The organism is Paenibacillus taichungensis, assembly GCF_047302525.1.
In the GTDB taxonomy this organism is placed as follows: domain Bacteria; phylum Bacillota; class Bacilli; order Paenibacillales; family Paenibacillaceae; genus Paenibacillus; species Paenibacillus taichungensis_B.
The window spans coordinates 1,751,834-1,777,709 of the sequence record NZ_CP168020.1 but is presented as its reverse complement, the minus strand read 5'-3'; the positions used below and the strand labels follow the sequence as shown (position 1 = coordinate 1,777,709).

The 25,876-nt window shown below is 48.4% G+C and carries 23 protein-coding genes; 8 read left to right on the top strand and 15 right to left on the bottom strand.

Translation table 11 applies throughout. The features are described 5' to 3' along the window. Positions 1-75: 75 nt before the first annotated feature. The 4 genes from ACDJ58_RS08280 to citZ form a co-directional block, all read right to left on the bottom strand. The gene (locus ACDJ58_RS08280; protein WP_181586571.1) at positions 76-501 is read right to left on the bottom strand and encodes a hypothetical protein; all 426 of its coding nucleotides are present in this window, start codon (positions 499-501) and stop codon (positions 76-78) included. A gap of 138 nt (positions 502-639) precedes the next feature. Then, positions 640-1,581, bottom strand: coding sequence for a malate dehydrogenase (gene mdh, locus ACDJ58_RS08275; RefSeq protein ID WP_090895396.1), 942 nt, complete (start codon positions 1,579-1,581; stop codon positions 640-642). Between the two features lie 15 nt (positions 1,582-1,596). Further along, positions 1,597-2,889 carry an NADP-dependent isocitrate dehydrogenase gene (gene icd, locus ACDJ58_RS08270; RefSeq protein ID WP_063568094.1) on the bottom strand — a complete coding sequence of 431 codons (1,293 nt, stop codon included), beginning with the start codon at positions 2,887-2,889 and terminating at the stop codon, positions 1,597-1,599. A 150-nt stretch (positions 2,890-3,039) separates the two neighbouring features. Then, on the bottom strand, positions 3,040-4,152 hold the full coding sequence (citZ, locus tag ACDJ58_RS08265) for a citrate synthase (protein ID WP_413377011.1): 1,113 nt from the start codon (positions 4,150-4,152) through the stop codon (positions 3,040-3,042). A gap of 478 nt (positions 4,153-4,630) precedes the next feature. Between citZ and ytvI the strand changes: the two genes are divergently transcribed. Continuing rightward, positions 4,631-5,749 (top strand): sporulation integral membrane protein YtvI, encoded by a 1,119-nt coding sequence (ytvI, locus tag ACDJ58_RS08260; RefSeq protein ID WP_063568092.1) that lies wholly within the window; start codon positions 4,631-4,633, stop codon positions 5,747-5,749. 111 nt (positions 5,750-5,860) lie between these two features. Here ytvI and ACDJ58_RS08255 read toward each other — a convergent pair whose 3' ends face one another. From ACDJ58_RS08255 to ACDJ58_RS08220, 8 genes are all read right to left on the bottom strand, one after another. After that, the gene (locus ACDJ58_RS08255; protein ID WP_063568091.1) at positions 5,861-6,262 is read right to left on the bottom strand and encodes an FxsA family protein; all 402 of its coding nucleotides are present in this window, start codon (positions 6,260-6,262) and stop codon (positions 5,861-5,863) included. 6 nt (positions 6,263-6,268) lie between these two features. Then, on the bottom strand, positions 6,269-6,775 hold the full coding sequence (locus ACDJ58_RS08250) for an acyl-CoA thioesterase (protein ID WP_413377009.1): 507 nt from the start codon (positions 6,773-6,775) through the stop codon (positions 6,269-6,271). Between the two features lie 130 nt (positions 6,776-6,905). After that, on the bottom strand, positions 6,906-8,333 hold the full coding sequence (gene pyk, locus ACDJ58_RS08245) for a pyruvate kinase (protein WP_063568089.1): 1,428 nt from the start codon (positions 8,331-8,333) through the stop codon (positions 6,906-6,908). A 105-nt stretch (positions 8,334-8,438) separates the two neighbouring features. Next, complete coding sequence (locus tag ACDJ58_RS08240; protein WP_413377007.1) at positions 8,439-9,470, bottom strand: acetyl-CoA carboxylase carboxyltransferase subunit alpha; 1,032 nt, start codon at positions 9,468-9,470, stop codon at positions 8,439-8,441. Beyond that, the gene (accD, locus tag ACDJ58_RS08235; protein WP_063568087.1) at positions 9,471-10,364 is read right to left on the bottom strand and encodes an acetyl-CoA carboxylase, carboxyltransferase subunit beta; all 894 of its coding nucleotides are present in this window, start codon (positions 10,362-10,364) and stop codon (positions 9,471-9,473) included. A gap of 406 nt (positions 10,365-10,770) precedes the next feature. Beyond that, positions 10,771-10,959 (bottom strand): hypothetical protein, encoded by a 189-nt coding sequence (locus ACDJ58_RS08230; RefSeq protein ID WP_017689496.1) that lies wholly within the window; start codon positions 10,957-10,959, stop codon positions 10,771-10,773. 285 nt (positions 10,960-11,244) lie between these two features. Continuing rightward, complete coding sequence (locus ACDJ58_RS08225) at positions 11,245-11,736, bottom strand: phosphatidylglycerophosphatase A (protein ID WP_024629130.1); 492 nt, start codon at positions 11,734-11,736, stop codon at positions 11,245-11,247. A gap of 554 nt (positions 11,737-12,290) precedes the next feature. Further along, the gene (locus ACDJ58_RS08220; protein ID WP_413377005.1) at positions 12,291-16,385 is read right to left on the bottom strand and encodes a DNA polymerase III subunit alpha; all 4,095 of its coding nucleotides are present in this window, start codon (positions 16,383-16,385) and stop codon (positions 12,291-12,293) included. A 307-nt stretch (positions 16,386-16,692) separates the two neighbouring features. Here ACDJ58_RS08220 and ACDJ58_RS08215 point away from each other — a divergent pair, with 307 nt between their 5' ends. The 3 genes from ACDJ58_RS08215 to ACDJ58_RS08205 all read left to right on the top strand — a co-directional run bounded on the left by ACDJ58_RS08215 (position 16,693) and on the right by ACDJ58_RS08205 (position 17,972). Further along, a complete protein-coding gene (locus ACDJ58_RS08215) occupies positions 16,693-17,022 on the top strand; it encodes a YtrH family sporulation protein (protein ID WP_024629128.1) in 330 nt (109 codons plus the stop codon). Between the two features lie 21 nt (positions 17,023-17,043). Further along, a complete protein-coding gene (locus ACDJ58_RS08210; protein WP_076289791.1) occupies positions 17,044-17,532 on the top strand; it encodes a hypothetical protein in 489 nt (162 codons plus the stop codon). A 98-nt stretch (positions 17,533-17,630) separates the two neighbouring features. Then, positions 17,631-17,972: a YtpI family protein gene (locus tag ACDJ58_RS08205; protein WP_379434360.1), complete on the top strand. Its 342-nt coding sequence runs from the start codon at positions 17,631-17,633 to the stop codon at positions 17,970-17,972. A gap of 166 nt (positions 17,973-18,138) precedes the next feature. Here the strand turns inward: ACDJ58_RS08205 and ACDJ58_RS08200 are convergent, their stop codons facing one another. From ACDJ58_RS08200 to ACDJ58_RS08190, 3 genes are all read right to left on the bottom strand, one after another. Next, the gene (locus ACDJ58_RS08200; protein ID WP_064639320.1) at positions 18,139-19,473 is read right to left on the bottom strand and encodes a DRTGG domain-containing protein; all 1,335 of its coding nucleotides are present in this window, start codon (positions 19,471-19,473) and stop codon (positions 18,139-18,141) included. Positions 19,474-19,709: 236 nt separating this feature from the next. After that, positions 19,710-19,997, bottom strand: a complete 288-nt coding sequence (locus ACDJ58_RS08195; protein ID WP_076289792.1) for a hypothetical protein — start codon at positions 19,995-19,997, stop codon at positions 19,710-19,712. Between the two features lie 102 nt (positions 19,998-20,099). Continuing rightward, entirely contained in the window at positions 20,100-20,447 is a 348-nt protein-coding gene (locus tag ACDJ58_RS08190; protein WP_062319951.1) for a YlbF family regulator, read from the bottom strand. Positions 20,448-20,728: 281 nt separating this feature from the next. Between ACDJ58_RS08190 and ACDJ58_RS08185 the strand changes: the two genes are divergently transcribed. From ACDJ58_RS08185 to ACDJ58_RS08170, 4 genes are all read left to right on the top strand, one after another. Further along, on the top strand, positions 20,729-22,096 hold the full coding sequence (locus ACDJ58_RS08185) for a YheC/YheD family protein (RefSeq protein WP_413377002.1): 1,368 nt from the start codon (positions 20,729-20,731) through the stop codon (positions 22,094-22,096). 30 nt (positions 22,097-22,126) lie between these two features. Beyond that, a complete protein-coding gene (locus tag ACDJ58_RS08180; protein ID WP_413377000.1) occupies positions 22,127-23,317 on the top strand; it encodes a YheC/YheD family protein in 1,191 nt (396 codons plus the stop codon). Between the two features lie 61 nt (positions 23,318-23,378). Next, positions 23,379-24,752: a YheC/YheD family protein gene (locus tag ACDJ58_RS08175; RefSeq protein ID WP_413376998.1), complete on the top strand. Its 1,374-nt coding sequence runs from the start codon at positions 23,379-23,381 to the stop codon at positions 24,750-24,752. Further along, complete coding sequence (locus ACDJ58_RS08170) at positions 24,752-25,858, top strand: YheC/YheD family protein (RefSeq protein ID WP_413376996.1); 1,107 nt, start codon at positions 24,752-24,754, stop codon at positions 25,856-25,858. The genes ACDJ58_RS08175 and ACDJ58_RS08170 overlap by 1 nt, the downstream gene beginning before the upstream one ends. The last annotated feature ends 18 nt before the right edge of the window (positions 25,859-25,876 follow it).

Below are 25,876 nucleotides of genomic sequence, written 5' to 3'. Positions count from 1 at the left end.
ATTCAGGTTGTCCCAACGTTTGAAGTGCAAACGCTTTAAGTTCAGCTCGCGAATAAAACTCGTTCGCAGCTATTGTTAGATAACCTGGTTGTTCACCATCAGATACACCATAATGAGCAGGAATACGGCAAGCAATGTGCTGAACGTACGAATCTTACTTTGTTCTGCACTGACGTCACGATTGCTTTTCACAGCCTCTGCTGCCAAGCGTAACGGTTTACCCATAATGCCACCGATTGCTGCAATAGCCAGCAACAGAACGACTACCACGCCCATCCACAGATAGGAATACTCACCCTTGGTCATCAAGTAACCACCCGTAAGAAGCTGAATTACAAGTCCATACTGTGCGATACGGTTCAATGAACGGAGCGATGCAAATGCTCCCTCTTGAGCGGCAACACTCAAGGTACGGATTTTACCCACCACGAAAGGCAAGATCAGATAGAAGCCCATCGCCAGTGCTCCAATAATATGGAGCAAATACATAATCATTGTCAAAATGTCCATCCTCCTCAAAAATTTCAGTCAGTGTGCTATACATCACATCTCATTATACTGGGGAACTTATCCAAAGAAAAGAAAACCTCCGGATGATCCGAAGGTTTTCTGTCTGTTCCTGTCAAAAAGTTTTCAAACTTACAGGTTTACTACTGAAATGACGTTACGAACCGAATCCGCAGATTTGTCGAGTCCCGCTTTTTCTTCAGCAGTCAGTTCCAGTTCAAATATTTTTTCAATTCCGTTACCACCCAGAATGGTTGGCACACCAAGGAACAAGTCGTTGTAGCCATATTCCCCTTCAAGGTAAGCAATAACCGGAATGATTCGTTTTTTATCTTTCAAAATGGCTTCGGTCATTTGCACCAATGAAGCTGCGGGTGCATAATATGCGCTGCCGTTTCCGAGCAGGTTAACGATCTCACCGCCGCCAACACGTGTGCGTTGTACGATGGCTTCAATGCGCTCTGCCGGGATGAGGGTATCGATTGGAATACCGCCAACGCTGGAATAACGAACGAGTGGTACCATATCGTCTCCGTGGCCGCCAAGAACGAATCCACGGACGTCTTCAACCGATACATTCAGCTCTTGCGCAATGAATGTGCAATAACGTGCAGTATCCAGAACACCGGACTGGCCGATTACGCGGTTTTTAGGAAAACCAAGCGTCTGATAAGCTGCATATGTCATTGCATCTACCGGGTTGCTTAGAATAATGACGATGGAATCAGGGCAATATTTTTTCACATTTTCACAAACAGACTTCACGATTCCCGCGTTCGTGTTGACCAGATCATCACGGCTCATACCCGGTTTACGGGCAATACCTGCCGTAATAATAACAATCTCCGAACCTGCAGTATCCTCGTAGTTGGAAGTACCGACGATATTGCTGTCGAAGCCCTGAACAGGACTAGCTTCCCACATGTCGAGCGCTTTACCTTTAGTCGGGTTTTCCAATTGTGGAATATCAACCAGAATAACATCCCCGAGTTCTTTTTGGGCAAGCATCAAAGCCGTTGTAGCTCCGGTAAATCCGGCGCCGACTACTGTGATTTTTTTGCGCTGAATAGTCATGATTCACATCTCCCCTTACAGGTTTTTAATGATTTGATCAGCAAATTCAGAACATTTCACTTCAGTAGCGCCGTCCATCAGACGTGCAAAGTCATAAGTAACTGTTTTGTTGTTGATGGATGTTTCCATACCTTTGTAGATCAGGTTAGCCGCTTCTTGCCATCCCAGGTGCTCAAGCAACATAACGCCGGACAGAATAACGGAACCAGGGTTCACGACATCTTTGTCTGCATATTTAGGTGCAGTACCGTGAGTAGCTTCGAAGATAGCATGTCCTGTTACATAGTTGATGTTCGCTCCTGGAGCGATACCAATTCCGCCAACTTGTGCAGCCAGTGCATCGGACAGATAGTCACCGTTCAGGTTCAACGTTGCGATTACATCAAACTCACCTGGACGAGTCAATACTTGTTGCAGAGCGATATCGGCAATAGCATCTTTCACGATGATTTTGCCAGCATCTTCAGCTGCTTTTTGAGCTGCATTCGCTGCATCCGTACCGTCTTTTTCTTTAATGATATCGTATTGTGCCCAAGTGAACACTTTGTCAGCGAACTCATCTTCAGCAACTTCATAACCCCAGTTTTTGAAGGCACCTTCTGTAAATTTCATGATATTGCCTTTGTGTACCAATGTAACGCTCTTACGGTTGTGATCGATGGCATATTGTACTGCTGCACGTACCAAACGTTTGGAACCTTCGGAGGAAACTGGCTTGATACCAATACCGGAAGTTTCAGGGAAGCGGATTTTGTTTGCACCCATCTCCTGTTGCAGGAATTGGATTACTTTTTTCACTTCTTCTGAACCTTCTGCGTATTCAATACCCGCATAGATATCTTCCGTATTCTCACGGAAAATGACCATGTCTACCAACTCAGGACGTTTAACCGGAGAAGGTACACCATCGAAATAACGAACAGGACGCAAGCAAGTGTACAGATCCAGTTCTTGACGAAGCGCTACGTTCAGGGAACGAATTCCGCCGCCGATTGGTGTAGTCAATGGTCCTTTGATCGCTACGATATACTCGCGAATAGCTTCAAGCGTATCGTTTGGCAGCCACTCCCCGTATGTATCGAATGCTTTTTGTCCAGCAAACACTTCATACCATGCGATTTTTTTGTTGCCGTCATATGCTTTTTCAACAGCTGCATCCAATACACGTTTGGAAGCTTTCCAGATGTCACGGCCTGTACCGTCACCTTCGATAAATGGAATGATCGGGTTATTAGGTACTTGCAGTGTACCGTTATCAATTTGAATTTTTTCGCCTTCAGTTGGGTGAGCAAATTTTTCTAATTTCATTAGTATAATTCCTCCTTGGGTTTCGTAGATGCAGTATGATAACACACCGCTTGTCTTATTGGAGGAAGGGTTATGAACGTGCTGCTAATTTCAGCCAACATGTTACACCCCTTCACCCCGTCCTTTTTTATTATACTGGTTTTGATGCCATTAGCGAAGTTCGATTGAAACGTACTTCTGATCTGTTGGGCCTGTGTACTCGGCACGCGGACGAATAATACGGTTATCCGCAAGCTGTTCCAGAATATGAGCAGTCCAACCTGATACCCGGCTAATCGCAAAGATCGGTGTAAACAGGACCTCTTCAATACCCAATTGGGTATATACGGAAGCAGAATAGAAATCTACATTTGGTTTCAGGCCTTTTTGTCCTGTTACCAGTTCTTCGATCTTCACTGACATTTCGTACAGGCGTGTATCGCTATTCATTTCTCCCAGTTCCTTGGACATCTTTTGCAGATGTTTTGCACGTGGGTCTCCATTTTTGTAGACACGGTGTCCAAAGCCCATGATCTTCTCACGGTTGTTCAATTTTTCTTGAATAGCTGCTTCCAGACGATCTGGTGTACCAATCTCATTCAGCATTTTCATTACAGCTTCGTTCGCGCCGCCATGCAATGGTCCCTTCAGTGCGCCAATGGCAGAAGTTACTCCCGAATAAATGTCGGACAGCGTAGCTACCGTTACACGTGCTGCAAATGTAGAAGCGTTCAACTCGTGATCCGCATGCAGGACAAGCGCTTGATCAAGGGCTTTAACAGCGGTCTCGGCTGGTTGTTCTCCAGTCATCATATATAAAAAGTTTTCTGCGATGGAAGCGCCTTCTTTTGGAGCCACAGGTTCTTTGCCCTGACGGATACGGGCTATGGCTGCCACAATGGTTGGCAACTGCGCTTGCAGCTTAACCGCTTTGTTCTCATTCGCTTCCGCTGTCATCTCGTCAGCCTGCTCATCGTACAGAGCCAGTGCGGATACCGCGGAACGCAGTGCTGCCATGGTACTCATGTTTTTCGGATACAATTGGATTTGTGCAATCAACTCGCTCGGAATCGGCGCGTAATCGCTCAGGCTTTTGCGAAGGGATTTCAGTTCATCCGTAGTTGGCAATTTACCAAACCACAGTAAATAGGCAACTTCTTCAAAGCTTGCATGTTCTGCCAGATCGTCAATATCGTAACCACGGTATGTAAGCACACCGTCTACAATGGAGCTGATCGAAGAGGTTGTTGCAACGATGCCTTCCAGACCTTTGGTAGCTGTCATATTACATCTCTCCTTTAATAAACGAAATCAAGAACCCATCCAGAGTGTCATCTACGTGCTCAAACGCACTCGTCCTTCTTTTGTAACCATTTACATTTTAAAATTAATAAATACCTCAATATCCGGTTTTCATATCTGTCAATCGGTATTTCCTTATCTCATCATACTGGATTTTGTCGTTTATGTGAACATGGTGCGAGGTCATCCGCACATCAAACTTCTTTATCAGACCGATAAAGCATTTTTGAAAACCTTTACAAAAACAAGGTTGACATTTTATTCTTTTTATATAAATCCATGCTATAAATCAAGTTTTCATTGCTATATTTTGTGAATATGAGGCATACTCTAGGCAAAAGAAAAGATCTAATTCGACGACATCCTGGCGTTTCAAATCAGTGTATTTGCTCTATATTAACTAGATAGCTTCCTATGCTTCCTTCATGGTAGCTTGAAATGGAATAAGGAGAGTTGATGCTTGGATAGAATCATAATGAAACGCCTGTTGCGCGGCTTATGGGTGATTATCGCGACCATACTCATTGCCGTTGCCATATACCTGCTGTTCCCGCTGTTATATCCTTTTGCCATCGCCTGGATTATCGCTTATGCGATGAATCCTCTGGTGAAGTTGCTTCAATACAAGGCCCGATTTCCCCGCTGGCTGGCTGTAACCTTATCACTAATCATTTATTTCGGCGCCATTGTCGTCGTATTGTCTGCTGCGGTAACCCGTATGGTCAAGGAAGTCATTTCACTAACGACGAGCTTCGACCTTCATGTCGATGAGATTAAGGCTACGTTCATCCGCTGGACCCAGAATGACACGATTCAGAGTTTAATTGGACAGATCAATGAATTTTACAAGGAAAATCCCAACTATCAGGAGACCATTAACAGCAATATTAGCAAAACAACCGAAACGGTAGGTACAGCTGTAACGGACCTGGTCACCGGATTTTTCAACATGATCCTGAACCTGCTCACTTCTCTACCCAATATGGGAGCCGTATTAATCGTGGTTCTGCTGTCAACTTTCTTTATTAGCAAAAGTTGGACCAGACACAGCATTACCGTATCGGGCTGGGTGCCCTCATCCATTCGCAAACCGATTACCGACATATGGAATGATCTGAAAAAAGCCCTGTTCGGTTATGCACGAGCCCAGTTGATCATGATCTCTATCACCGCATTATTTGTCATGATTGGATTGCTTGTGCTCCAGGTTAAGTCTGCCTTCACGATCGCTTTGCTCATCGGTCTGGTGGATCTGCTTCCTTATCTCGGCGTTGGCCTGGTGATGGTTCCCTGGGCAGCATACCTGCTTATGAATGGAGACTTGTACCTGGGGATCGGCATCAGTATTGTATATCTCATTGTGCTGATTGCCCGCCAAATCATTGAACCCAAAGTGCTTGCCAGCAGTGTCGGATTGGACCCTCTCGCCACATTGGTTGGCATGTTTGTCGGATTGAAACTGTTCGGTGTACTCGGTTTGATCATCGGCCCTGTCAGCCTCGTTATCCTTGATGCATTTAATCGAGCGAACGTGTTCCGTGATCTCCGAACGTACATTATTAACGGACGTGTCCGATGAAATCATGATCTCTGTTTTCTGTCATCCGTATATATTCAAGATTAAAAAAGGCACCGCTCATCAGACTGAATCTGGTGGTGGGTGCCTTTCTTTAACTGATGCTGGTATATCCTATTTTTTCGGACCACGATAAAACTTAATACTTCCGTTTCTCATTTTTTTCTCCAGCCAGCCCAGGAAGAATAGACGGTACACTGAACGTGTTACTGGGAACAACAGTGTAAAACCGATCAGATCTGTGATAAATCCCGGAATCAGCAGCAGGAAACCACCGACAAAAATAAAAAGTCCATCTACCATTTTCCTTCCGGGCACCTTACCGCGCTCCATCTCGGATTTGGCATCAATAAGTACTTTTCGTCCTTCAAACTGCAACATTGCTATACCGATCAAGGACGTGAGAATCATGAGAAGCAATGTCTTTCCGGCTCCAATCCAGTCACTCATAAGAATGAAACCAAACAGTTCAATCACCGGAATGATTAATAGCAGGGCCCACATCCATCTTCGCATTACGTATTACCCCTTTCCTGAAAGCCACACTTTCTCAAGCGCGCTGTAGAGCTCAGAAGCTGCCTTATCCAGCCTGACTGGCTTCCAGTCCCCATTGACCCATACATGTTGGGTAGAGCCTGTAACCAATCGTTCACCAGGAAGGGACTCCTCAGATGACCATACTCGTTGCCCGATGCCTATCTGCTCATTAAGGTCTGGAGTCATGCGCCTTATGTCATACTCATAGTTCAGTCGCAGACCACTAAATGCAGCAATACGGGTGAAAATGATGATGTCATCATCATACCGGGCAGGTTTATGATATTTTACATCCAGTCCGGTTACCGGAAGCAGTAACCCCTGTTCCTCCATTTTACGATATGTATACCCCATTTGGCGAATCATCTCGGTTCGACCGATTTCAAACCAATTCAAATAGTTGGCGTGATAGACCACACCCATCTGATCACTTTCTTGATAACGCACGCGAAGGCGTGCCGTGTACCAACTGCCATTGCTTTGTTGTTGCATGTTACCGGCCTCCTTCGATATACCAATTATTACGTATCTAGCGACGGTAAAGTCTCATAAAGATGGAAAAAAAGCAACGGGACGCAAACGCCCCATTGCTTCATTCCTGTTGCTTCTCGTCCAAACACAATTATGCGTTGTTTGGAATTTGGCTTACTTTGATCAGGTTAGTGGAACCGGAACGACCCAAAGGTACACCCGCTGTAATAACAACAAGGTCTCCTTCTTTTACAAGTCCGGATTTCACGCCGCCTTCAATTGCATTTTCAAACAAAGCGTCAGTGGAATCAACAAGTCTTCCTTTGACTGGTGTTACACCCCAAGCCAGTGCAAGACGACGGGAAGTTCTGTCTTCCGTTGTCACCGCGATGATTGGAGATTCTGGACGATATTTAGAAATCATGCGTGCTGTATGACCGGATTCAGTCGAAGTAATGATCGCTTTAGCGTTCAGATCTTGAGCTGACAGGGCAACAGATTGGCTGATTGCTTCAGTAACTGTTGTTTGTTGAGCAACACGTTGTTTCAGATACAGCTCTTGGTAAGGCAGAGCGGATTCTGCTTTTTCGGCAATACGGGACATTGTCAGAACGGATTCAACTGGGTATTTACCAGCAGCTGTTTCACCAGACAACATGATTGCATCTGTACCGTCGAAGATCGCATTAGCCACGTCACTTGCTTCTGCACGTGTTGGACGCGGGTTGCGTTGCATGGAATCCAGCATTTGTGTAGCTGTGATAACCGGTTTGCCTGCAACGTTACATTTTTCGATCATGCGTTTTTGTACCAATGGTACTTCTTCCGCAGGAATCTCTACACCCAGGTCTCCACGAGCAACCATCAGGCCATCGGACACTTCAAGGATTTCATCCAGGTTGTCCACACCTTGTTGGTTCTCAATTTTGGAGATGATTTGAATATGTCCAGCATTGTGTTTTTCAAGCAATTCACGAATCTCAAGGACGTCGCTTGCTTTACGAACAAAAGAAGCCGCGATGAAATCGACACCTTGCTCGATACCAAATACGATATCGTTAGCATCTTTTTCAGTAATACCCGGCAGAGAAATGGCAACGCCCGGAACGTTAACACCTTTTTTGCTTTTGATCGTACCGCCGTTAACGATACGGCATTTGATCTCGGTGCCTTGTACTTCCACCACAGTCAGTCCGATCAGACCGTCGTCAATCAGAATTGTAGATCCCGGTTCAACATCACTCGGAAGATCTGCATACGTAATGGAAAGACGTTCTTTGGTGCCCAGAATTTCTTCTGTTGTCAAAGTGATGTACTCGTCTTGAACCAGTTCGATCGGCTCCACTTCGAGTTTACCTGTCCGAATTTCCGGTCCTTTGGTGTCCAGCAAGATCGCTACTGTCTTGTTCAGCTCTTCGCATGCTTGGCGAATTGCTGTGATCCGTCCGCCGTGCTCATCGAAATCACCGTGGGAGAAGTTCAAACGGGCCACATTCATACCGGCCATAATCAATTTTTTGGTATTCTCCAATGATTCACTGGATGGACCAATCGTACATACAATCTTTGTTTTGCGCATTTTGGGTTTCCTCCGATTTTAAAGGTCTATCTTTTTATCTCTTTTTCTTTTTCCAACTATTAAATTTACTATACTTTTGCTCATTTGTATAGGAAATTCGTCACATCATTCAGCATTTCCCGACAAATTACCTGCTGTATCGACTTCAACAGGCACTTGAGCGGCTTCAATTTGCACCTCAGGTTCAAACGTGACTGATCCAATCTTACGGAATTTCTCATACCGATCCTGCTTCAATTGGTCACCAGTCCAGCCTCTCATCTCGTCCAGATGACGAACCAAAGCCTCGCTAATTGCAGCCGCAGATTCTTCATAATCCCGATGAGCACCGCCGCGTGGCTCAGGGATTATTTCTTCAATGACCTCCATCTCCAGAAGGTCTTTGGCCGTTATTTTCATCGCTTCGGCCGCCTGATCTGCCTTGGATGCATCTTTCCAAAGAATGGATGCAGCACCGTTCGGAGAGATCGCAGAGTAAATCGCATGCTCCAGCATCAACACACGATTACCCACAGCCATAGCTAGGGCCCCGCCGCTTCCGCCTTCGCCGATGACCACTATAATAACAGGTACCGAGAGCTTCGCCATTTCCAGCAGGTTACGGGCAATAGCTTCCGATTGACCTCTCTCTTCAGCAGTATTACCCGGATACGCCCCTTTAGTATCAACGAATGTAATAATTGGACGACCAAATTTGTTCGCTTGCTTCATGAGACGCAAGCCTTTTCGGAATCCTTCTGGATGTGCGCTCCCAAAAAAACGGGCGATATTATCCTTCGTATCTTTCCCCCGCTGTTGGCCGATGACCGTTACTGTTTTTCCGTTCAGCTTCGCCAGTCCGCCAACAACCGCCAGATCGTCTCCGAACATGCGATCACCGTGCAACTCAATGAAATCGGTAAATATCAATTGGATCAAATCCAGTGCCGTCGGACGCTGCTGATGCCGCGCCAGATGCATTTTCTGGGCAGCCGTTATGCCGGTATAAATCTCTTCTTCGAGTCTATGATAACGTTCTTCCAGGCGGGCAATTTCGTCAGTGAAGTCGATGCCTTTTTCCTGTCCAAACTGTACGAGCTCTTCGATCTTTTTGCGCATCTCAACCAGAGGCGCTTCATATGGCAACTCACCCGCCATTTAGACCCCTCCTTTTTCACTATGCATGTCTAGAAGCTTGCCAAGGGTGGCTCGAAGTTCTTTACGATGGACCACCATGTCCAGCTGACCGTGCTGCAAATTAAATTCTGCCGTCTGGAAATCATCAGGCAGTTTCTGACGGATCGTTTGCTCAATAACGATTCTACCGGCGAAGCCAAATACAGCTCCCGGCTCAGCAATAATGATATCACCAAGGCTCGCAAAACTGGCCGATACTCCGCCTGTCGTCGGATCGGTGATGACCGAAATATACAACCCGCCCTGTTCATCCAAACGGGACAAAGCCGCACTTGTTTTCGCCATTTGCATAAGGCTTAGAATACTCTCTTGCATCCGGGCACCCCCAGATGTTGAGAAAATGATCAAAGGCAGGCGTTTCTCTGTTGCATGCTCAATCGCACGGGTAATTTTCTCCCCTACAACCGAACCCATACTACCTGTGAAGAAGTCGAAGCTCATGACAGCAACAACCACAGGCAAACCTTCTAAGGTTCCCTCACCCGTAATGACAGCTTCCTTTAGTCCTGACTTCAGGCGCTGTTGTTCCAGTTTGTTACTATATCCAGGGAATTCAAGCGGATCAACTGATACCATATCAGCGTCATACTCCACAAACCCTTGCTCATCTAAAACCATGGCGATACGTTCCATTGCGTTCAAACGCATATGGTAGCCGCAAGCCGGACATACTTTCAAGTTCTTTTCCAATTCCTTGCTATATTGAATCGTGCCGCATTTGCTGCACTTGTTCATAAGCCCTTCAGGTATTTCCCGTTTTGGACGTTCTCCAGCTTCCTGACCTTCGCCACGAAGCGCACGCTCGGAAGGTATGGTGGCGTACTTCCGTTTTTTCTGGAATATATCTTTGAACACAACTACACCTCTCCAGCCGTTGATTTGATGGCCGCAACCTGCAGTCCGTTGCATGTAGCAACTTCATCCGCGCGCTGCGGTAAACCGCTTACGACCCATACGCTGCCATGGGCCTTGTCCAGCATTCACAACAAAAAAATCCGCCGGTATAAGGCAAGGATCAGCGGCTTCTGTCAGCACGATTGATGTTACCTGCAATAACCGAAAGATTGTTGCGCTGATGTTTGAATCTGTCTTGGTAGGGTCTCTGGGAGCAATCTGGTCAGTCCTTGTCCTAACAAAAAAAGAAGGAAGGACAGCAGCATACAATACATGCAAGTCGATTCCTCTTTCCGCTTACGCGGTCAGTCCCTTATGTACCATTGGTACTTCTTCATCTGCCAAGGCACGTCTGATATCGAATGAATCAGGAATGCAGAATCGAATTCAGCACTTCCTGAACCTCTTCCAATTCCCCTGAAGGGACGCGAATCTCAAATTGCTGCTTGGATAAACTGATGGGACGGGTCTGTACCAGAAAACCTTCTTCCGAAAGCTTGGTCTTAATCTTGTCCGCAACCTTTGCTGTCGGTGCAATGTAAATCACCGTCCACATGCCATGTCCGCCCCCTAAGCTAATGTTCAGAGCCCGTATATTGGACTAATGATAACATACCTCACTTTTTTTCTGCAAGGAAGGGTTCGGGACCTTTGGGGAGAAAACGAGAACTAGAGGGACATTTGTCCCGTGAGGATAACCGATATGGTTGATGCAATGTTCCTAAGACTTTCTTTATCAAAAAGGAATTTCAGGCCGCTCAGGGCAGCAACAGCCACCCCGGATGACCTTCCATTGAACAAACAAAAGATACCAAATGAATGAAAACACAAATGAAGAAAATCAGATATCCGATGGATATTTCTTGGCTTTAATATTTTTGTGAGCAATTCGGGCAGAAGCAGCGGCGGCGAGCCCGGCAACCAGGTCGTCCAGAAAAACATGTATAGCTGGTCCTGCTTCATTCAGATCATGAATGACGCCAATCTTTTCTTTATCCAGATAACCAAAACTGGTTAAACCGATCATACCATACACATGGGTAATGCCAAGAGCAAGAGTCTCGTCCACTCCATACAGGGATTCATCCGCCTCCATAATCGCCTGCAATGGTTGCGGCAAAAGGCGTTTCTCAGCAAGCTCGTCAAGGGCTATACCTGTGTACAGCGTATATTGCACCTCACGTTTCTGCAGTACTGATTTTACACTGGTGACACAGTCGTCCATAGTCAGTTCCGGGTGGTACCCTTTTTGCAGACGATATACAATTTCCGCGATTGCATCAATCTGTACACCCCGCCGGGCCAGCATGGCTTCTACGATTTCATATGACATATCTCGACCTCCCGCATCGCTCCCCCGAGGACCCCCAGGTCCTTCGGTGTTCTCAAGTGTATGCGGCAAGCTCGCAAAATGTTCATAAAAAATGCGGAATGCACATTCGCTTTGGCAGTCTGCTTATCCTATAAATTATGTAAAAAGATTCACATATTACATTCTTGTGTTCAATATCACCTTCGCCTGTATACTTGATGTAATTGGTAAAATAAATACAAAAAAACCTGCTCGGCAGTTGGCCGAACAGGTTTTTTATTAGGAATAAGGGGTATTTGAGGGTCATGAGCATGGCCGGAGACACCTTTTTAGCATTATTCGGTTCGGCCCTAACGATTCAAACGCACGTTATTAGCTCCAATTTCCACAGATCTGCGGTTTAACGAATCTCAGAGATGTTATTTCGTCATTCTATAGGCCGTGCCGCAGTTTTGTACCGGAATAAAGTCACTGAAGTTCGTTAAACTTTGCATTACACGATCATCCGCCTTTTAAGGCGCAGTAGTTTCGTTAGCGCTTTGAGGCGAGAAAACAATCACTTGCGAGACAGCCTATTATTTTATTTTGACCGTGCCCTCACCCAGCATCTTCTCCATCTCGGAGAACAAAGAGGGCGAAGGTTTAATCCGGTAGGCATCACTCAATGCGAGCAGCTTCTGCTGCTGTTCATAGAAGAGCACCGTCGCCACCGGACCCGAATGCTGCTGAAGCAACTGTTTCAGTCGGGCCAGAAGCTCGGGCTTCTCCGCCTGCGGGGTGATCTTCACGAACACCCGCTGCTCCACCACTCGCGGCCCACGACTCTGCTCCGTGCCGCCAGCGGCCTCAGGGGCCCGACGAGCCACGGAAGCGGCCCCATTGGCATTGGCCGCCCCAGATCCACCCCCAGCGCTGTGCGACGCTGCCGGACCCTGGCCTCCGCTGCTGCGTGCAGCTCCAGCATCCACGCCTGCGCTGCTGCGCTGAGCTCCGGCTCCCGCGCCGCCCGCCTGCCGTGGCGGAGCCGCCGGGCGCGAAACACTGCCGCTACCGGGCTTGCCGCGCCGTTCGCGGCTGCGCAGCTGCTGTTCCAGTGCCGCCGGTGACAACGGCGCCACTTCCTCAGCCAGCAGCTTGAACCCTTCGTCCTGCTGCTGCACCTTGGCACGCACGACGAGTAGTTCACCTTTCCCGACATGCTGCTGGCTGCGCCGCCATACTTCGGGAAAGAGAACCACTTCACAGCGTTCGATCTGGTCTTCCAGCTCCATGAACGCCATAGCTTTGCCTTGTTTCGTCGTAATCGACTTCACAGACACGACCATCCCGGCTGCGACGGCCATCGTATCGTCAGCCGCTTCCGTCAGCTCCATAATGCGATCTGCGCCGCTGGATTCAAGCACATCTTCGTAGTCATCCAGTGGATGACCAGAGAGATACAAACCTAATAGCTCACGCTCCAGCTCCAATTGCTGACTCCCGGAATAAGGCGGAATTTCGGGATATTCAATCTCCCAGTTCGGCGTCTCGACAAAATCAAACAATTGAATTTGCAGATCTTCGCGTTCCTTGCGCCATTTCAGAGCCGCCTCCACGGTCTCATCCAGCATCGCCAGTAATTGGGCACGGTGCCCAGGTAATGTGTCAAAGGCTCCCGCCTGAATAAGCGATTCAATCACACGTTTGTTGCATACCCGCAAATCGACGCGACGACAAAAATCGAGCAAACTGTCGAACGGTCTTTCCTGCCGTACAATCATGATACTCTCCATCGCCTGGGTACCTACATTTTTTACCGCAGCCAGACCAAATCGTATTGCCCCGGTTGCTTTATCAGCATTCGAATTGTGATCAGGTAATCTATCTTGCTCCCGTACATCAGACATTCCACGCTGTTCAGCGTGCGAGGACTCCTCTTCCCCGTTCCCATGCAGGCGTTCTGCTGTAGAAACAGTCACTACGCCCGAATTAATCCGATCCTCGGACTGCTCTGGCACAGCCGTCGCTGCCTGCCAATCATATGCACCACCGTCTTCGTCTGGTACGGGACCCGGGTCATCCGGAAGAGGGGCTTCACCGTACTCCGCTTGTCCGGAATAATGATCATCATGTACGGCATGTTCCATAGTAGGACTTGCTGTACCGTCCTCCCCATGCTCTCCCCCTAAACGTTGGGTTCCCGCCGCTTGTCCAGGCCTAGTGCTGGTGGATGATGCAAGTACAGGTGTAAACAGAATGCCGCTCTCATTGACATCTGGTGGAAGTACTTCAATGTCCATGCGTCGGCATTCCACAACGTACTCCGCCACTTTGCGGTGACTGCCCATAACAGCTGTTAACATGGATGACATAAAATGAATGGGATAATGTGCTTTCAGATAAGCCGTCTGGAAAGCCAGCACACCATACGCAGCGGCATGGGCACGCGGGAAACCGTAGTTGGCAAACTTGACGATCATGTCATAGACCAAGTCAGCCTCCGCTTCGCTGTATCCTTGCTTAAGACTGCCCTGAACAAAATGTCCACGTTCGAGATCCAGTACTTCCCGTTTCTTCTTGGAAACCGCTCTGCGGAGCAAATCCGCTTCACCGAGAGAGAAGCCCGCCATCCGGGAAGCAATCTGCATAATTTGTTCCTGATATACAATGATGCCATACGTATCCTTGAGGATGGACTCCAGATCTGTATGCGGGTAATCCACTTCAATCTGTCCATGTTTGCCCTGAATGTATTTGGATATGAACTCCATCGGGCCTGGACGATACAAGGCCAGTACGGAAATAATATCTTCAAATACACTTGGCTTTAGCTCCTTCAGGACACGACGCACCCCTGCGGATTCGAGCTGGAATATACCCATGGTGTCGCCTCGACCAAGCATCTCATACGTGAGTGCATCGTCGTCCGGAATATGACGGAAATCAGGAATTTCGCCATTTTCACCAATCCAGCGCAGACAGCGTTCAATAATCGAAAGGGTACGCAGACCGAGGAAGTCCATTTTGAGCAGTCCAATGGACTCCAGGTTTTCCATGGAATATTGCGTTAAGGCCGTTCCCTCACTGCCCTCCTGAAGCGGAACGGCATCCGTCAGCGGATCACGGGAGATGACAACCCCCGCCGCATGCGTGGAAGCATGACGAGGCATGCCTTCCACTTTCATGGCCATATCGAGCAATTCACGTGTTTTCGGCTTGGTCTCATACAGTGCCTTCAGTTCAGGTGTGGCTTCCATTGCCCGCTGAATGTTAATGCCAAGCTGTGCAGGAATCAGCTTCGCTGCCTTGTCCACCTCGCCGTAAGGCACATTCAGTGCACGCCCGACATCCCGAACGGCTGCACGGGCAGCCATTGTACCAAAGGTAATGATTTGGGCGACATGGGCTTTGCCGTATTTTTTCGCAACATACTCAATGACTTCGTCCCGCCGTTCATCGCTGAAGTCGATATCAATATCCGGCATGGATATCCGTTCCGGATTCAAAAACCGCTCGAAGAGCAGGTTATACTTCATGGGATCAACGTCTGTAATACGCAAGGTATAGGCAACCAGACTACCTGCCGAGGAACCACGGCCCGGTCCGGTGACAATTCCCTGCCTGTGAGAATAGGCGATAAAATCCCATACGATCAGGAAATAATCCGAGAATCCCATACTGTCTATAACCCGGAGCTCATAATCCAGCCGCTGTTCAAGTTCGGCTCTGAGCTCCGTGTCCGTCCAACGCGATGATTCAATATAGCGATCTTCCATTCCCTCTTCGCACAACTGACGCAGATAGGCAGAAGGACTTTCCCCTTCAGGAAGCGGTCTGTACTCCGGCAAAATCGATTTGCCGAATTCCAGCTGCAATTCACACGACTCCGCGATGCGAACCGTATTCTCCAATGCCTCGGGCACATGGGGGAACAAACGCGCCATTTCTTGTTCACTCTTGAGATAAAGCTGATTGGTTCCGATGCGCAGCCGGTTCTCGTCATCTACCGTTTTCCCTGTTCCGATGCAGATCAACACATCCTGAAGCTCGGCATCCTCTTCTGACAAATAGTGCGCATCATTGGTCGCCACCAATGGAATATCAAGCTCTGCTGCCAGACGGATCAGCTGGGGGTTCACTCTTTTTTGCTCAGATAGCCCATGATCCTGCAGTTCCAGATAGAAATCGGCACCAAAAATATTTTTGTAACGGAGCGCCGCACGCTTTGCCTCTTCCTCTCGTCCATGCAGCAAATGCTGGGGAACCTCTCCCCCCAGACAAGCACTTAGACAGATGATACCCTCGTGATGGGCGGCCAGACTTTCCATATCAATACGTGGTTTGTAATGGAAGCCTTCCAAATGTCCGATGGAGCATAGTTTCATCAGATTGCGATAACCCGTCATATTTTTGGCCAGTAAAATCAGATGATGGATCGGCTGATCCTTGCGGCTTCCCCGCTCTTTACGAGACCCGGCAGTCATATAAGCCTCACATCCAATGATCGGCTTTATTCCCCGCTCGACGCATGCTTTATAGAAAGGGATAGCACCATACATTACACCGTGGTCGGTCAATGCCAGCGTAGTCATTCCGAGATCCGCGGCCTTATTCACGAGATCCGGTATACGCGCAGCGCCGTCCAGCAAACTATATTCACTGTGAACGTGCAAATGCACAAAAGAACTCATGTTTTTTTCTTCCTTTCGCCATGGACAGTCACAGCAACCATCTTGCATCAGGTTGCTGCACTATCTTCTTCTATCCGTATTTTTCATCCTTCGGTTCAGACCGAAAGTTGATTTCTGTATTCATGCAAAATGCTGCTATAAATGAAATGAATGAAATATAAGGATTCATCCTAATGAAGAGTGCTTTATTATTCTATTTTATCATAACGTTCGGGGGCACGCCCATACAATAGAAGTACAAGCCGCTCCCCCTGTTACGGACCGAAGACAGGAGGTGTGCTGCTGGGTCTGAAAGGGGTGTTGCCGGATGAGCACATTTTTGTCCAAAGCCATTCTTGATTTCTTCATTGCGTTTGGGATCGTGCTGGGCGGCGCGATGATTGGAGGTATAGGAGCGGTGGTCTCTCTCCAGCCTCCGACACAGACGATGCTTGATGTCGCTGGGAAAATTAAAATTTGGGCGCTCGCAGCGGCCGTTGGCGGTACAATCGATCCGATGCGGGTGATCGAAAGCAACGTGCTGGACGGCAATCTGTCTCCGGCAGTCAAACAAATTTTGTACCTGATATCCGCCTTCATGGGCGCCCACATGGGTACTGAACTGGTGAAATGGGTTTGCGGTGGAGGACGGGGTTAGCATGACTCCAAGAGAACGCCCATGAGAATCCCGCCTTTTGCACGTTACCGTCCGCTTATGCGCATGACTGCTGTCTTTGTTCTGGGAATGATCGCCGGTTGTGTCGTGTACAACGGTGTATTTCACCTGAGTTACAACGAGTTGTGGCTCAACAATCAGGAGTTGCAGCTTCAGCTGCATCAGAATGAGGAGGATATTAAAACGCTGAAAAAATACAGTAAACGCCAAACCGTCATCAAGGAAATCAAGGTCCGTGCAGAAGATTCTGACAAAGGTCCGGACGAGGCCTCCCTGAAAGTAATGTTGCAGAAACTGGGCGATGAACTTGAGGTTCTCCGGGGCCGCGACGTCTTCAACATCGATGAGTACAGCAAAATGACGCGGATCATGCTGAACCAAAAAGTGTATACGGTCAGAGAAAAGGAATACACCGTCCAGGTAAAAACAATGCTGGTGATGGAAGGTGTCCTGCAAGTTTGGGTACAGATTCGGATGCACGTTCCGGCTTAGGAAATGGATGACAGCCCCGGAAAAAAACTGCCCTAGCCCTCTGCCTGCATGGTACAATAAGGGCAGTAAATGCTTTCCAGAAAAGGAGCTGCGTCTTTGTGTTCATCGATGTACTCAAATATGCCCTAATCGCCATCTTTGCCCTGGCCATGGTCTGTTCAGCTCTGAACAGCATTCGTTCGCGCAGGACCACTGATCCCATCGCCACAGGTCTTTATCGTTCATGGACCAACATCTGGATGGGTAGCATGCTGATTATTCTTGCCCTTATCCTGATGTTTGTCTTTACCGGTTCTACACTATCCGTCGTAGTGGAAGCGCTATTTCTGATTATGGGAGCGTACAATCTGTTCGCCGGATTACGTAACCGCAGTTACTATGCCCGTCTTCAGCAACATGCAGACGGTGGAACTGGCAAGACATCCGGACAGTCTGCCTGATGCATTTAGCGGGATGTCAATGCGTTGTGCCAAAAAGAGAGTACCCTCATCTATCGAACAAGCCTGAACCACGTTGATTTCGGGGTACAGTGCGTTATTTCGATAAGAGGATACTCTCTTTTTTCTGAACTCATGATATTTTCCGAATCCAGGATCTCTCGCTTTTCTATGCATGGTCAATGGATTGCAGGGTCATCACCGCTTTGCATACAACATTCCCATCACGGGAAATGACAATATCCATTTTGCAGGTCCGACGACTTGTCTCCAGAATAATTGGACGAACCAGAATCTGATCTTCAATCTGTACCGGACGAACAAAATATGTTGTTACATTATCCACCACATGGTCGTTTCCTGTAACATCCCAGGCGGCACGCCTTCCCGCCTGTGTCATCACATTCAGCAGAACGCCTTCCGAGATCGTACCGAGGTCTGTCGCCATCTGCGGGATGATGAATCCGTGGAAAAACAATTCGTTCTGCTCTCCGCGCTCTTCCGCAAACCCGTTCCAGATCAGATGATCAAACGTCTCTCCAAGCTGTGGCTGCTTCTGTGCATCACGCATCGCCTGCAGCACTTCCTTACGTGTGACGGATGCAATCAGTTTACGGTTCCGATCCACAATCGGCAGAAAGTCAATGCCTTCCCACGTCATGATCTGTGCAGCCGAAGCCAGTGAGGTTTGCAGCGAAGCCGTGATCGGGCGGCGTACAACACACTTCTCAATACTCTGATCCTCTTTTAACTCGCTCACATCTTTGAGGCTCACAATACCGATAACCCGGTTCCATTCATCTACTACCGGGAAGCGATGTTCTCCTGTTTCAGAAACCAGCAAGTGAAAATCCGCAGCTGAACTGGTCACCTTAAGCACCTGAAGGCGGGGTTTCTGACCGATAATGTCCTCAACCAGCATAATTTTTTTCTTAATCAGTCGATCGAAGATCGCACGGTTAATCATTGAAGCCACCGTAAACGTATCATGTCTGGAGGAAATGATGGGCAGACCCAACTCATCAGCCATGACTCTCACTTCACGGCTTGTACCGAAGCCACCTGTAATTAATACACCTGCGCCCTGCTCGAGGGCAAGGGAATGTGCATTGTCCCGGTTACCGACAATCAACAGGCTTCCCGCGTCAATGTAACGGGCCATGGCCTGCTCTTTCATCGCACCGATCACGTACTTATGAAGCGGTTTGGCCAGACCGTCACTTCCACCCAGCACATGACCTTCAACGATGGTTACTACATCGGCAAAAGTCAGCTGCTCGGTCATGCCGCGAGGTCTTTTCTCAATCCGCACCGTCCCGATTCGTTCCTTGGTCACGACCAGGCCGAAGTTCTCTGCCTCTTTTACCGCACGGTATGCTGTTCCTTCGCTTACGCCCAGTTCCCGCGCCAGTCCGCGCACCGATATTTTACTGCCTACCTTCAGTTGTTCAATATGTTGAAGCAATTGTTCGTGCTTCGTCACATTTTCTTCCTGTCCGTCCATCTGTACCACCCCCGAAGATGCATCTGTACTATTCTGTATCTATTATAACACGACCTTATGAAAATAACCCCATTCTACGCAGCATTCTCCTAAAGAACCGCGCTACATTGATCACAATAACCGGAACATCGAATAACGGTATAAAAAAAGACCGGCCCCTTTCATACCAAAGGGAATCCGGCCTTACTTAGACAGATAGAACCATCTCTATCACCATGTCGTATGTGATCCAAATCTTATACAGATTTGCTCTGTTCCTGCTTGTCCACCAGTTTCATCTCCCACTGTCGCAGCTTTGCCCGCCGAACAGCTTCCAGTGCACGCTTCTTCTCTTCATCCACACCAAGAATAAAATGCAGATGTGCACCAATGATTAATAACGAGAACAGCACCCATACAATGCCAAAAATATTAACCCAGTCCATTCCTCCAGCAAAGGAAATCCGTGGCAACGCAATGACCAGCATCGATAACGCGATAAGCAGATAGATCACATGTTTTGCTTTCTTCAGCCTTTTCACCATTCACAGCTCCTTCGTTCTTGATCGACTCTATATGTCTAGTCTATGAACGATAAGGAGCTAATATGAGAGGTTCAGGCAAAAAAAACGGGACAAGGTTTTGGTTTAAGCTTCAGCGCCACCGTACAGATGACCCAGGCTGTCTGCAATAATTTTGTTCACGTCTTCGATAATGACACTCAGGCGACGTTCAGCGTCAAACAGACGACGGATATTCAGGTTCAGGCTCAGTACCTCAAACAGTTTCTCCATTTTCTCCATCTCGTCCGGTGCAGGCATATCCCCACTCATCATACGTTGTTGCAATTCCATCTGTTGATCACGGAAATTATCCAGCATAGCCTTTGCTTCCGGGTCCGTTTCGATCAGCTTCATCGCAGAAGTAATTTCTTCCACCTCGCTGCTTTCTCTCAGTGCTTTGGCCAAATCATTGGCTTTGTCATAAATGTTCACTATAATTCCTCCTCGAATTGGGTTGTTCTTCTGTTATCCATTCGTATTCATTCACATTCTCATCGCAACGTTCACCCGTGTTAATACACGTATTTAACTTCCGTCAAACAAAGGTTGCGGAATCATGCCATCCATTACCTGCCCGAGCATCAAATGCATTTAATCCAAATGGGTCAATCACCAAGGGTTATATGTCCTCATATGATGAAGCACATGCCATGTTTAGATGCCGTTCAACTTCGAGATCAGACATCAAGTTGCCGCCCGGAAGGAGATCCGCGATGTCCACTAAAAAAGTAACGATTCAGGTTACCGGCTCGGGCATCCTGCAGGACGACGTCATCATGCTGGGTGAAGGGCTGCTCAAGGCGCTTAAAATCCCTTCGGGAAGGCCGCTTCAGCTGCAATTCGGCTCTTTCAGCCGTGAAGTCACTGTCATCCCTGTTCCCAGGTATGTCGGTCTGCGCATCAATCAGACGGTAGCCAGCAAGACCGGCCTTGTTCCCCGTTCGGTCCTGAGCATATCTTATCGTTCAGCCAGCCGTACTTTGCGTCTTGGACCTTACATCAGTGTATTGGTCAGCCAGGATTACCCCGATCAGCCCGATCGGCCCTTTGGCTCCATCACGATGTTCTGTCAAGAACTGGTGAACGCCTGCCGGAAGAAGGGCGCCTATGTATCCTTTTTCACACCGGAGGATATTGGAGCGGTAACGGGTTATATGAAAGGCTGGGTGTATGATGACGGCTGGAAAAAGACCGTTCTGCCTATAGCAGACGTCGTCAATAACCGGCTGACGTCCCGTAAGCTTGAGAACAAACCTAGCGTACAGCATTTTATGAAAGAAGTAAAATCGCTCTACGGTACACAAACCTTCAACGAAAAGTTTCTGGACAAAAATGAAGTATTCGATGCCTTGAAGTCCATTTCAACACTGAAAAGGGTACTACCCGAATCCCATTTGCTCAAAGCTTCCGCCACACTCAAAACCATGTGCAATCGATATCCGGTTGTCTTTCTGAAGCCGGTTCGCGGGTCGCTTGGCAAAGGTATCATCCGGGTCTCCCGTCAAAGCGACGGCAGCTTCCTCACCCTCGCTACAAGCGTTGGGGGTACCCGAAAACAAACGTATGCTTCTCTGGATAAACTGTATTCCAGTCTGTCCGGGAAAATGAAAACAACGCGTTACCAGATCCAACAGGGTCTTTCCCTTATTGATAACAGCGGCAGGCCCGTAGATTTCCGTGCGCTTGTGCAAAAAAACCGTACGGGCAAATGGAGTGTCACTTCCATCGTCGCACGTATTGCAGGCGGCAGTCACTATGTATCCAACCTGGCACGAGGTGGAAGCCTCAGCACCGTCAAGGAAGCTGTAGCCAAAACCCAATTGTCCGGATCAGCCAAAGCTTCTGCGTATGCAGGATTGCATACGGCGGCGCTGGATATCGCCAAAGGCATTGAAGGTGCCATCCCCGCCCATTTTGGTGAACTCGGCATCGACCTTGCCTTGGACACCAGCGGAAGGGTCTGGCTACTTGAAGTGAACTCCAAACCATCCAAGAACGATAATACGCCACTTAGCGAGAGCAAAATCCGGCCTTCGGTCAAAGCGATGCTGGAATACTCTACCTATCTGGCCGGATTCTGAAGAGTCATCCATTAGAGGAGGTGTAGCGGAATGTTCCTGCAACATCAGACAAACACAGTAGCCATCCTGGTTCGGGCAACAGAAGGCTCGCCTCCTTTCGTGGATGAACTCTTCTGTCGTCGTCTCAGTTTGGAAAGCCACCGTTACGACCTAAATATCATTGTGCTGGCCGTAGCGAATAAACCCAGCGCATCCCTGCTCACACAGGGCTATGCATTCGACAAAGGAAAATGGAACATCGTGCCTCTTCCTGCTGTGGACCTGATCATGGACCGCTGTCTGCTACCGCTTCCCAGAAGATTCAAACAGCAGCTTCAGCAGCTTGTTTCCTCAGGCAACGGACACCATGGCCGATACTGGTCTGCTTCCTTGCCTGGTAAATGGAAGGTATACTGCGCCTTGTCTGCTGATACAAGACTGCGTGCTCTTCTTGCGCCTACGACGCTCCTTCAGTCGGATACCTTATGGGAGCAATCGCTGGAGCGCTGGCCGAAAGGTATTTTCTTCAAACCTGTATCGGGCACCCATGGTAAAAATACGTTTCGCCTTTATCGCGAAGATCACCACGCCTCCTGGATCATAGAGGGAAGAAATACTCGCAATGAATTGATTCACCGTACATTTGACCGTCGCCAGGATGTCTCTGCCTGGCTGGATTCACACAAGGCCGGTAAAAAGATGATCTTACAGCCGTATCTGGAGCTATGTCATCATGGACGACCGTTCGACATTAGGGCCTTGGTGCAAAAAAATGGGCAAGGACGCTGGTCTCTAACCGGATGTATGGTACGGGAAGGACCGGCTGGCTCACTCACTTCCAATTTGCATGGAGGGGGAAAGGCGTACCCTGTGCATCCTTATCTGTTGGAGCGATACGGGAGCAATCGTACCAATGATCTGCTAGAGACGATCAGGCAGGCTGCTGCACACATCCCCGCCCTGTTGGAAAGCCGCTTTGGCAGACTGGCCGAACTGGGTCTTGATTTCGGAGCAGATGTTCAGGGCCACCTCTGGCTGCTTGAAGTGAATTCGAGACCGGGACGTTCCTCATTCGCAGAGGCAGGGGACCCACGTATGTACAGTCTGACCTACACCCGGCCGCTTGCCTATGCCCGTTATTTGCTGCAACAACATGTTCTCACGGACGTGAAGCGTCCAATGAAAATGCCGAATACATCCAGCACAGCTGGCCTGAAACCCATCCCGATTCACGGCGGTTGAGGCACGCATCGCCCTGCTTGCCATGGAGCCGAAGGATCTTTTCAGGATAGGAGGATAAATCATGAGTTTGACCTTTTGCAATCTGCATTTCACACAGCAGCCGGATAAAGTGGTTTATGTATCCAACGCATTAATGAAAAGCCTAAACCTATCCGGCAAAAAAACGATTCATCTGCGGTTTGGCCGTGACCGGGTGCCCGCAACCATCAAACCGATCAAAAAGGCTGGCAAACATCTCTATCTCGCTTCGGGCATACGCAATCTGATGAACGTTCCGAAACGGGGCAGCATCTACCTCCGTAACTTGCAGAATGATGAAGTCCAGTTGGGTCCACTGATCGGCGTGCTGTCTGACGGACCTTCGTCTGGCTCCAATCCGTTTGGTTCCCGTACCGGGTTTATCAAACAACTGCTCCGCGAAGGCAGCCGTAAATCCTATATTTATGCATTCACCCCAAGAGATATCAACTGGCAGAATGAAACGGTATCCGGTTTTTTCCTTAACGACAATGGAAGCTTCAGTCGCAAAACCGTACCTCTGCCAGACGTCGTGTATAACCGGTTACCCAGCCGCCGTTCTGATTTCTCACCAGCGATAAACCAGCTGCGAGAGCGATTCATCCGGCGCAAGATCCCATTCTTCAACTGGAGTTTCTTCAACAAATCGGACATCTACAAGTTGTTGGAGAATGAACCTGCAGCAGGACGACATATTCCTGAATCCATCACTAATCCGACGGTGGAACAGATGAGGGAAATGTTGGAACGGCATCAGTTTGTCTACTATAAACCAACCGCTGGAAGTCTTGGCAACGGGATATACCGATTGACCTATTCACCCAAACGTGGATATTTCGCCCGTTATCGTAAAAAAGGTGGCAACGCACTGCTACGTTTCGGCTCGTTCAATAGCCTGATGCGCATGCTTCAAGGCAGACACGGCAAACAGCTCCGCGGGTATGTCGTTCAACAGGGTATCCGGCTCATTGAGATCGACGAATGTCCGATTGATTTCCGCTTTCACATGCATAAAAATGGAAACAATCATTGGGTGGTCGTCGGCATTGGCGCCAAGAAGGCTGGCCGAGGCAGCGTAACCACACATATCAAAAATGGCGGTTCCCTGATGACCCCTGAGCAGGCGCTCAGTCGCAACTTTGGCGACCGAGCGGGAGAAGTGCTTCAGCATGCCAAATCCGTCGCTATTACACTGGCCCAGGCGATTGAAACCCAGCACCAGCATCTGATTGGTGAGATTGGCTTTGATCTGGGCATTGATCAGGAGGAACATGTATGGATGTTCGAAGCCAACGCCAAACCCGGGCGCTCCATTTTCCGTCATCCTTCACTCCGCGTGGAGGGAAAATCGTCGGTGGAGCACATTTTGGAACATTGCCTGTATTTGAGCAAATTCCGGAAGCAGGACGGCAATTGATGAGTCCTCATGATGATTTCAAACCAGTCATTGCTGTACTCACCATGCATGATGATCAGCGAATGTTCAGGGGAAATCACCAAAATTTTCAGGACATTGTGCAGACAGGCGAGAATATGGGATACGTGGTATACATTGTGACTGTACGAGATCTGAACGTGAACGGTCCAACCGTGAAAGGATATACGTACAACAAGGGGAGTGGAAAATGGACGTCACAGTCCTTCCCTCTCCCCCATGTATTATACAATCGCATCCCTAACCGGGAAGACGAGCGCAAGCCTTCAGTGCAGCGCAAGATCGATGAATGTATGCAGTCTGGAATAGAGCTGTATAACCCGTTTTTCTTCAATAAATGGAATCTGTTCGAATGGCTTAAAAAATCGAAGTCTACCCAGCACCTGGTTCCCTATACTCGCCGAATGCGTAATGGATCCGCTTTGGGTACGGTGCTGCGGTCATATCCCTACTTGTATCTGAAACCCGAAAGTGGTAAGGCTGGAAAGGGTATCATGATGCTCAAGTTCCAGGAAAAAGAACGTCTTCCTTACCGACTTAAAATACAAAGCACCCGTAAAAGCACCACGTATAAAGCAGCAACCCTTTCCAAGTTATGGGCAAGAATTCGCAAGGAGACCGGACACACGCCCTATATCATGCAACAGGGGATTGAGCTGGCATCTTCCCGAAAGCGTCCCTTCGATCTAAGGGTACTTGTGCAGAAAAACGGCAAAGGACACTGGAGCGTAACGGGAATTGGAGCTCGTCTCGCCGGCTCCCGGAGCATTACCACCCACGTTCCGCGCGGAGGTAGTGTGGAGGACCCCGAGAAGTTGCTCACTGATCTGTTCGGGGAAGAGACATCAATTACACTGATGAAGCGTGTGAAATCTACCTCATTGTTGATTGCGAGACAAGTCGAACGAGGCTCAGGGCATACGCTTGGAGAAATGTCCATGGATCTGGGTGTTGACGATCTCGGTGAGATCTGGTTCTTCGAAGCGAATGCGAAGCCGATGAAGTTCGATGAACCGCAGATTCGGCGCCAGTCACTGGAACGAATTTTTGAATACAGCGCCTACCTTGCCCGTCAGTCCAAACGATGATGAACAGGAATAACAGCT

What these genes read in the sequence shown, in the direction of transcription:
- ACDJ58_RS08220 (WP_413377005.1), bottom strand. Translation starts at nt 16,385, where the DNA reads ATGAGTTCTTTTGTGCATTTGCACGTTCACAGTGAATATAGTTTGCTG.
- ACDJ58_RS08230 (WP_017689496.1), bottom strand. Translation starts at nt 10,959, where the DNA reads ATGTGGACGGTGATTTACATTGCACCGACAGCAAAGGTTGCGGACAAG.
- ACDJ58_RS08170 (WP_413376996.1), top strand. Translation starts at nt 24,752, where the DNA reads ATGAGTCCTCATGATGATTTCAAACCAGTCATTGCTGTACTCACCATG.
- ACDJ58_RS08175 (WP_413376998.1), top strand. Translation starts at nt 23,379, where the DNA reads ATGAGTTTGACCTTTTGCAATCTGCATTTCACACAGCAGCCGGATAAA.
- ACDJ58_RS08240 (WP_413377007.1), bottom strand. Translation starts at nt 9,470, where the DNA reads ATGGCGGGTGAGTTGCCATATGAAGCGCCTCTGGTTGAGATGCGCAAA.
- ACDJ58_RS08210 (WP_076289791.1), top strand. Translation starts at nt 17,044, where the DNA reads ATGAGAATCCCGCCTTTTGCACGTTACCGTCCGCTTATGCGCATGACT.
- ACDJ58_RS08225 (WP_024629130.1), bottom strand. Translation starts at nt 11,736, where the DNA reads ATGTCATATGAAATCGTAGAAGCCATGCTGGCCCGGCGGGGTGTACAG.
- ACDJ58_RS08215 (WP_024629128.1), top strand. Translation starts at nt 16,693, where the DNA reads ATGAGCACATTTTTGTCCAAAGCCATTCTTGATTTCTTCATTGCGTTT.
- ACDJ58_RS08195 (WP_076289792.1), bottom strand. Translation starts at nt 19,997, where the DNA reads ATGGTGAAAAGGCTGAAGAAAGCAAAACATGTGATCTATCTGCTTATC.
- ACDJ58_RS08185 (WP_413377002.1), top strand. Translation starts at nt 20,729, where the DNA reads ATGTCCACTAAAAAAGTAACGATTCAGGTTACCGGCTCGGGCATCCTG.
- pyk (WP_063568089.1), bottom strand. Translation starts at nt 8,333, where the DNA reads ATGCGCAAAACAAAGATTGTATGTACGATTGGTCCATCCAGTGAATCA.
- ACDJ58_RS08255 (WP_063568091.1), bottom strand. Translation starts at nt 6,262, where the DNA reads ATGCGAAGATGGATGTGGGCCCTGCTATTAATCATTCCGGTGATTGAA.
- icd (WP_063568094.1), bottom strand. Translation starts at nt 2,889, where the DNA reads ATGAAATTAGAAAAATTTGCTCACCCAACTGAAGGCGAAAAAATTCAA.
- mdh (WP_090895396.1), bottom strand. Translation starts at nt 1,581, where the DNA reads ATGACTATTCAGCGCAAAAAAATCACAGTAGTCGGCGCCGGATTTACC.
- citZ (WP_413377011.1), bottom strand. Translation starts at nt 4,152, where the DNA reads ATGACAGCTACCAAAGGTCTGGAAGGCATCGTTGCAACAACCTCTTCG.
- ACDJ58_RS08180 (WP_413377000.1), top strand. Translation starts at nt 22,127, where the DNA reads ATGTTCCTGCAACATCAGACAAACACAGTAGCCATCCTGGTTCGGGCA.
- ACDJ58_RS08250 (WP_413377009.1), bottom strand. Translation starts at nt 6,775, where the DNA reads ATGCAACAACAAAGCAATGGCAGTTGGTACACGGCACGCCTTCGCGTG.
- ACDJ58_RS08200 (WP_064639320.1), bottom strand. Translation starts at nt 19,473, where the DNA reads ATGGACGGACAGGAAGAAAATGTGACGAAGCACGAACAATTGCTTCAA.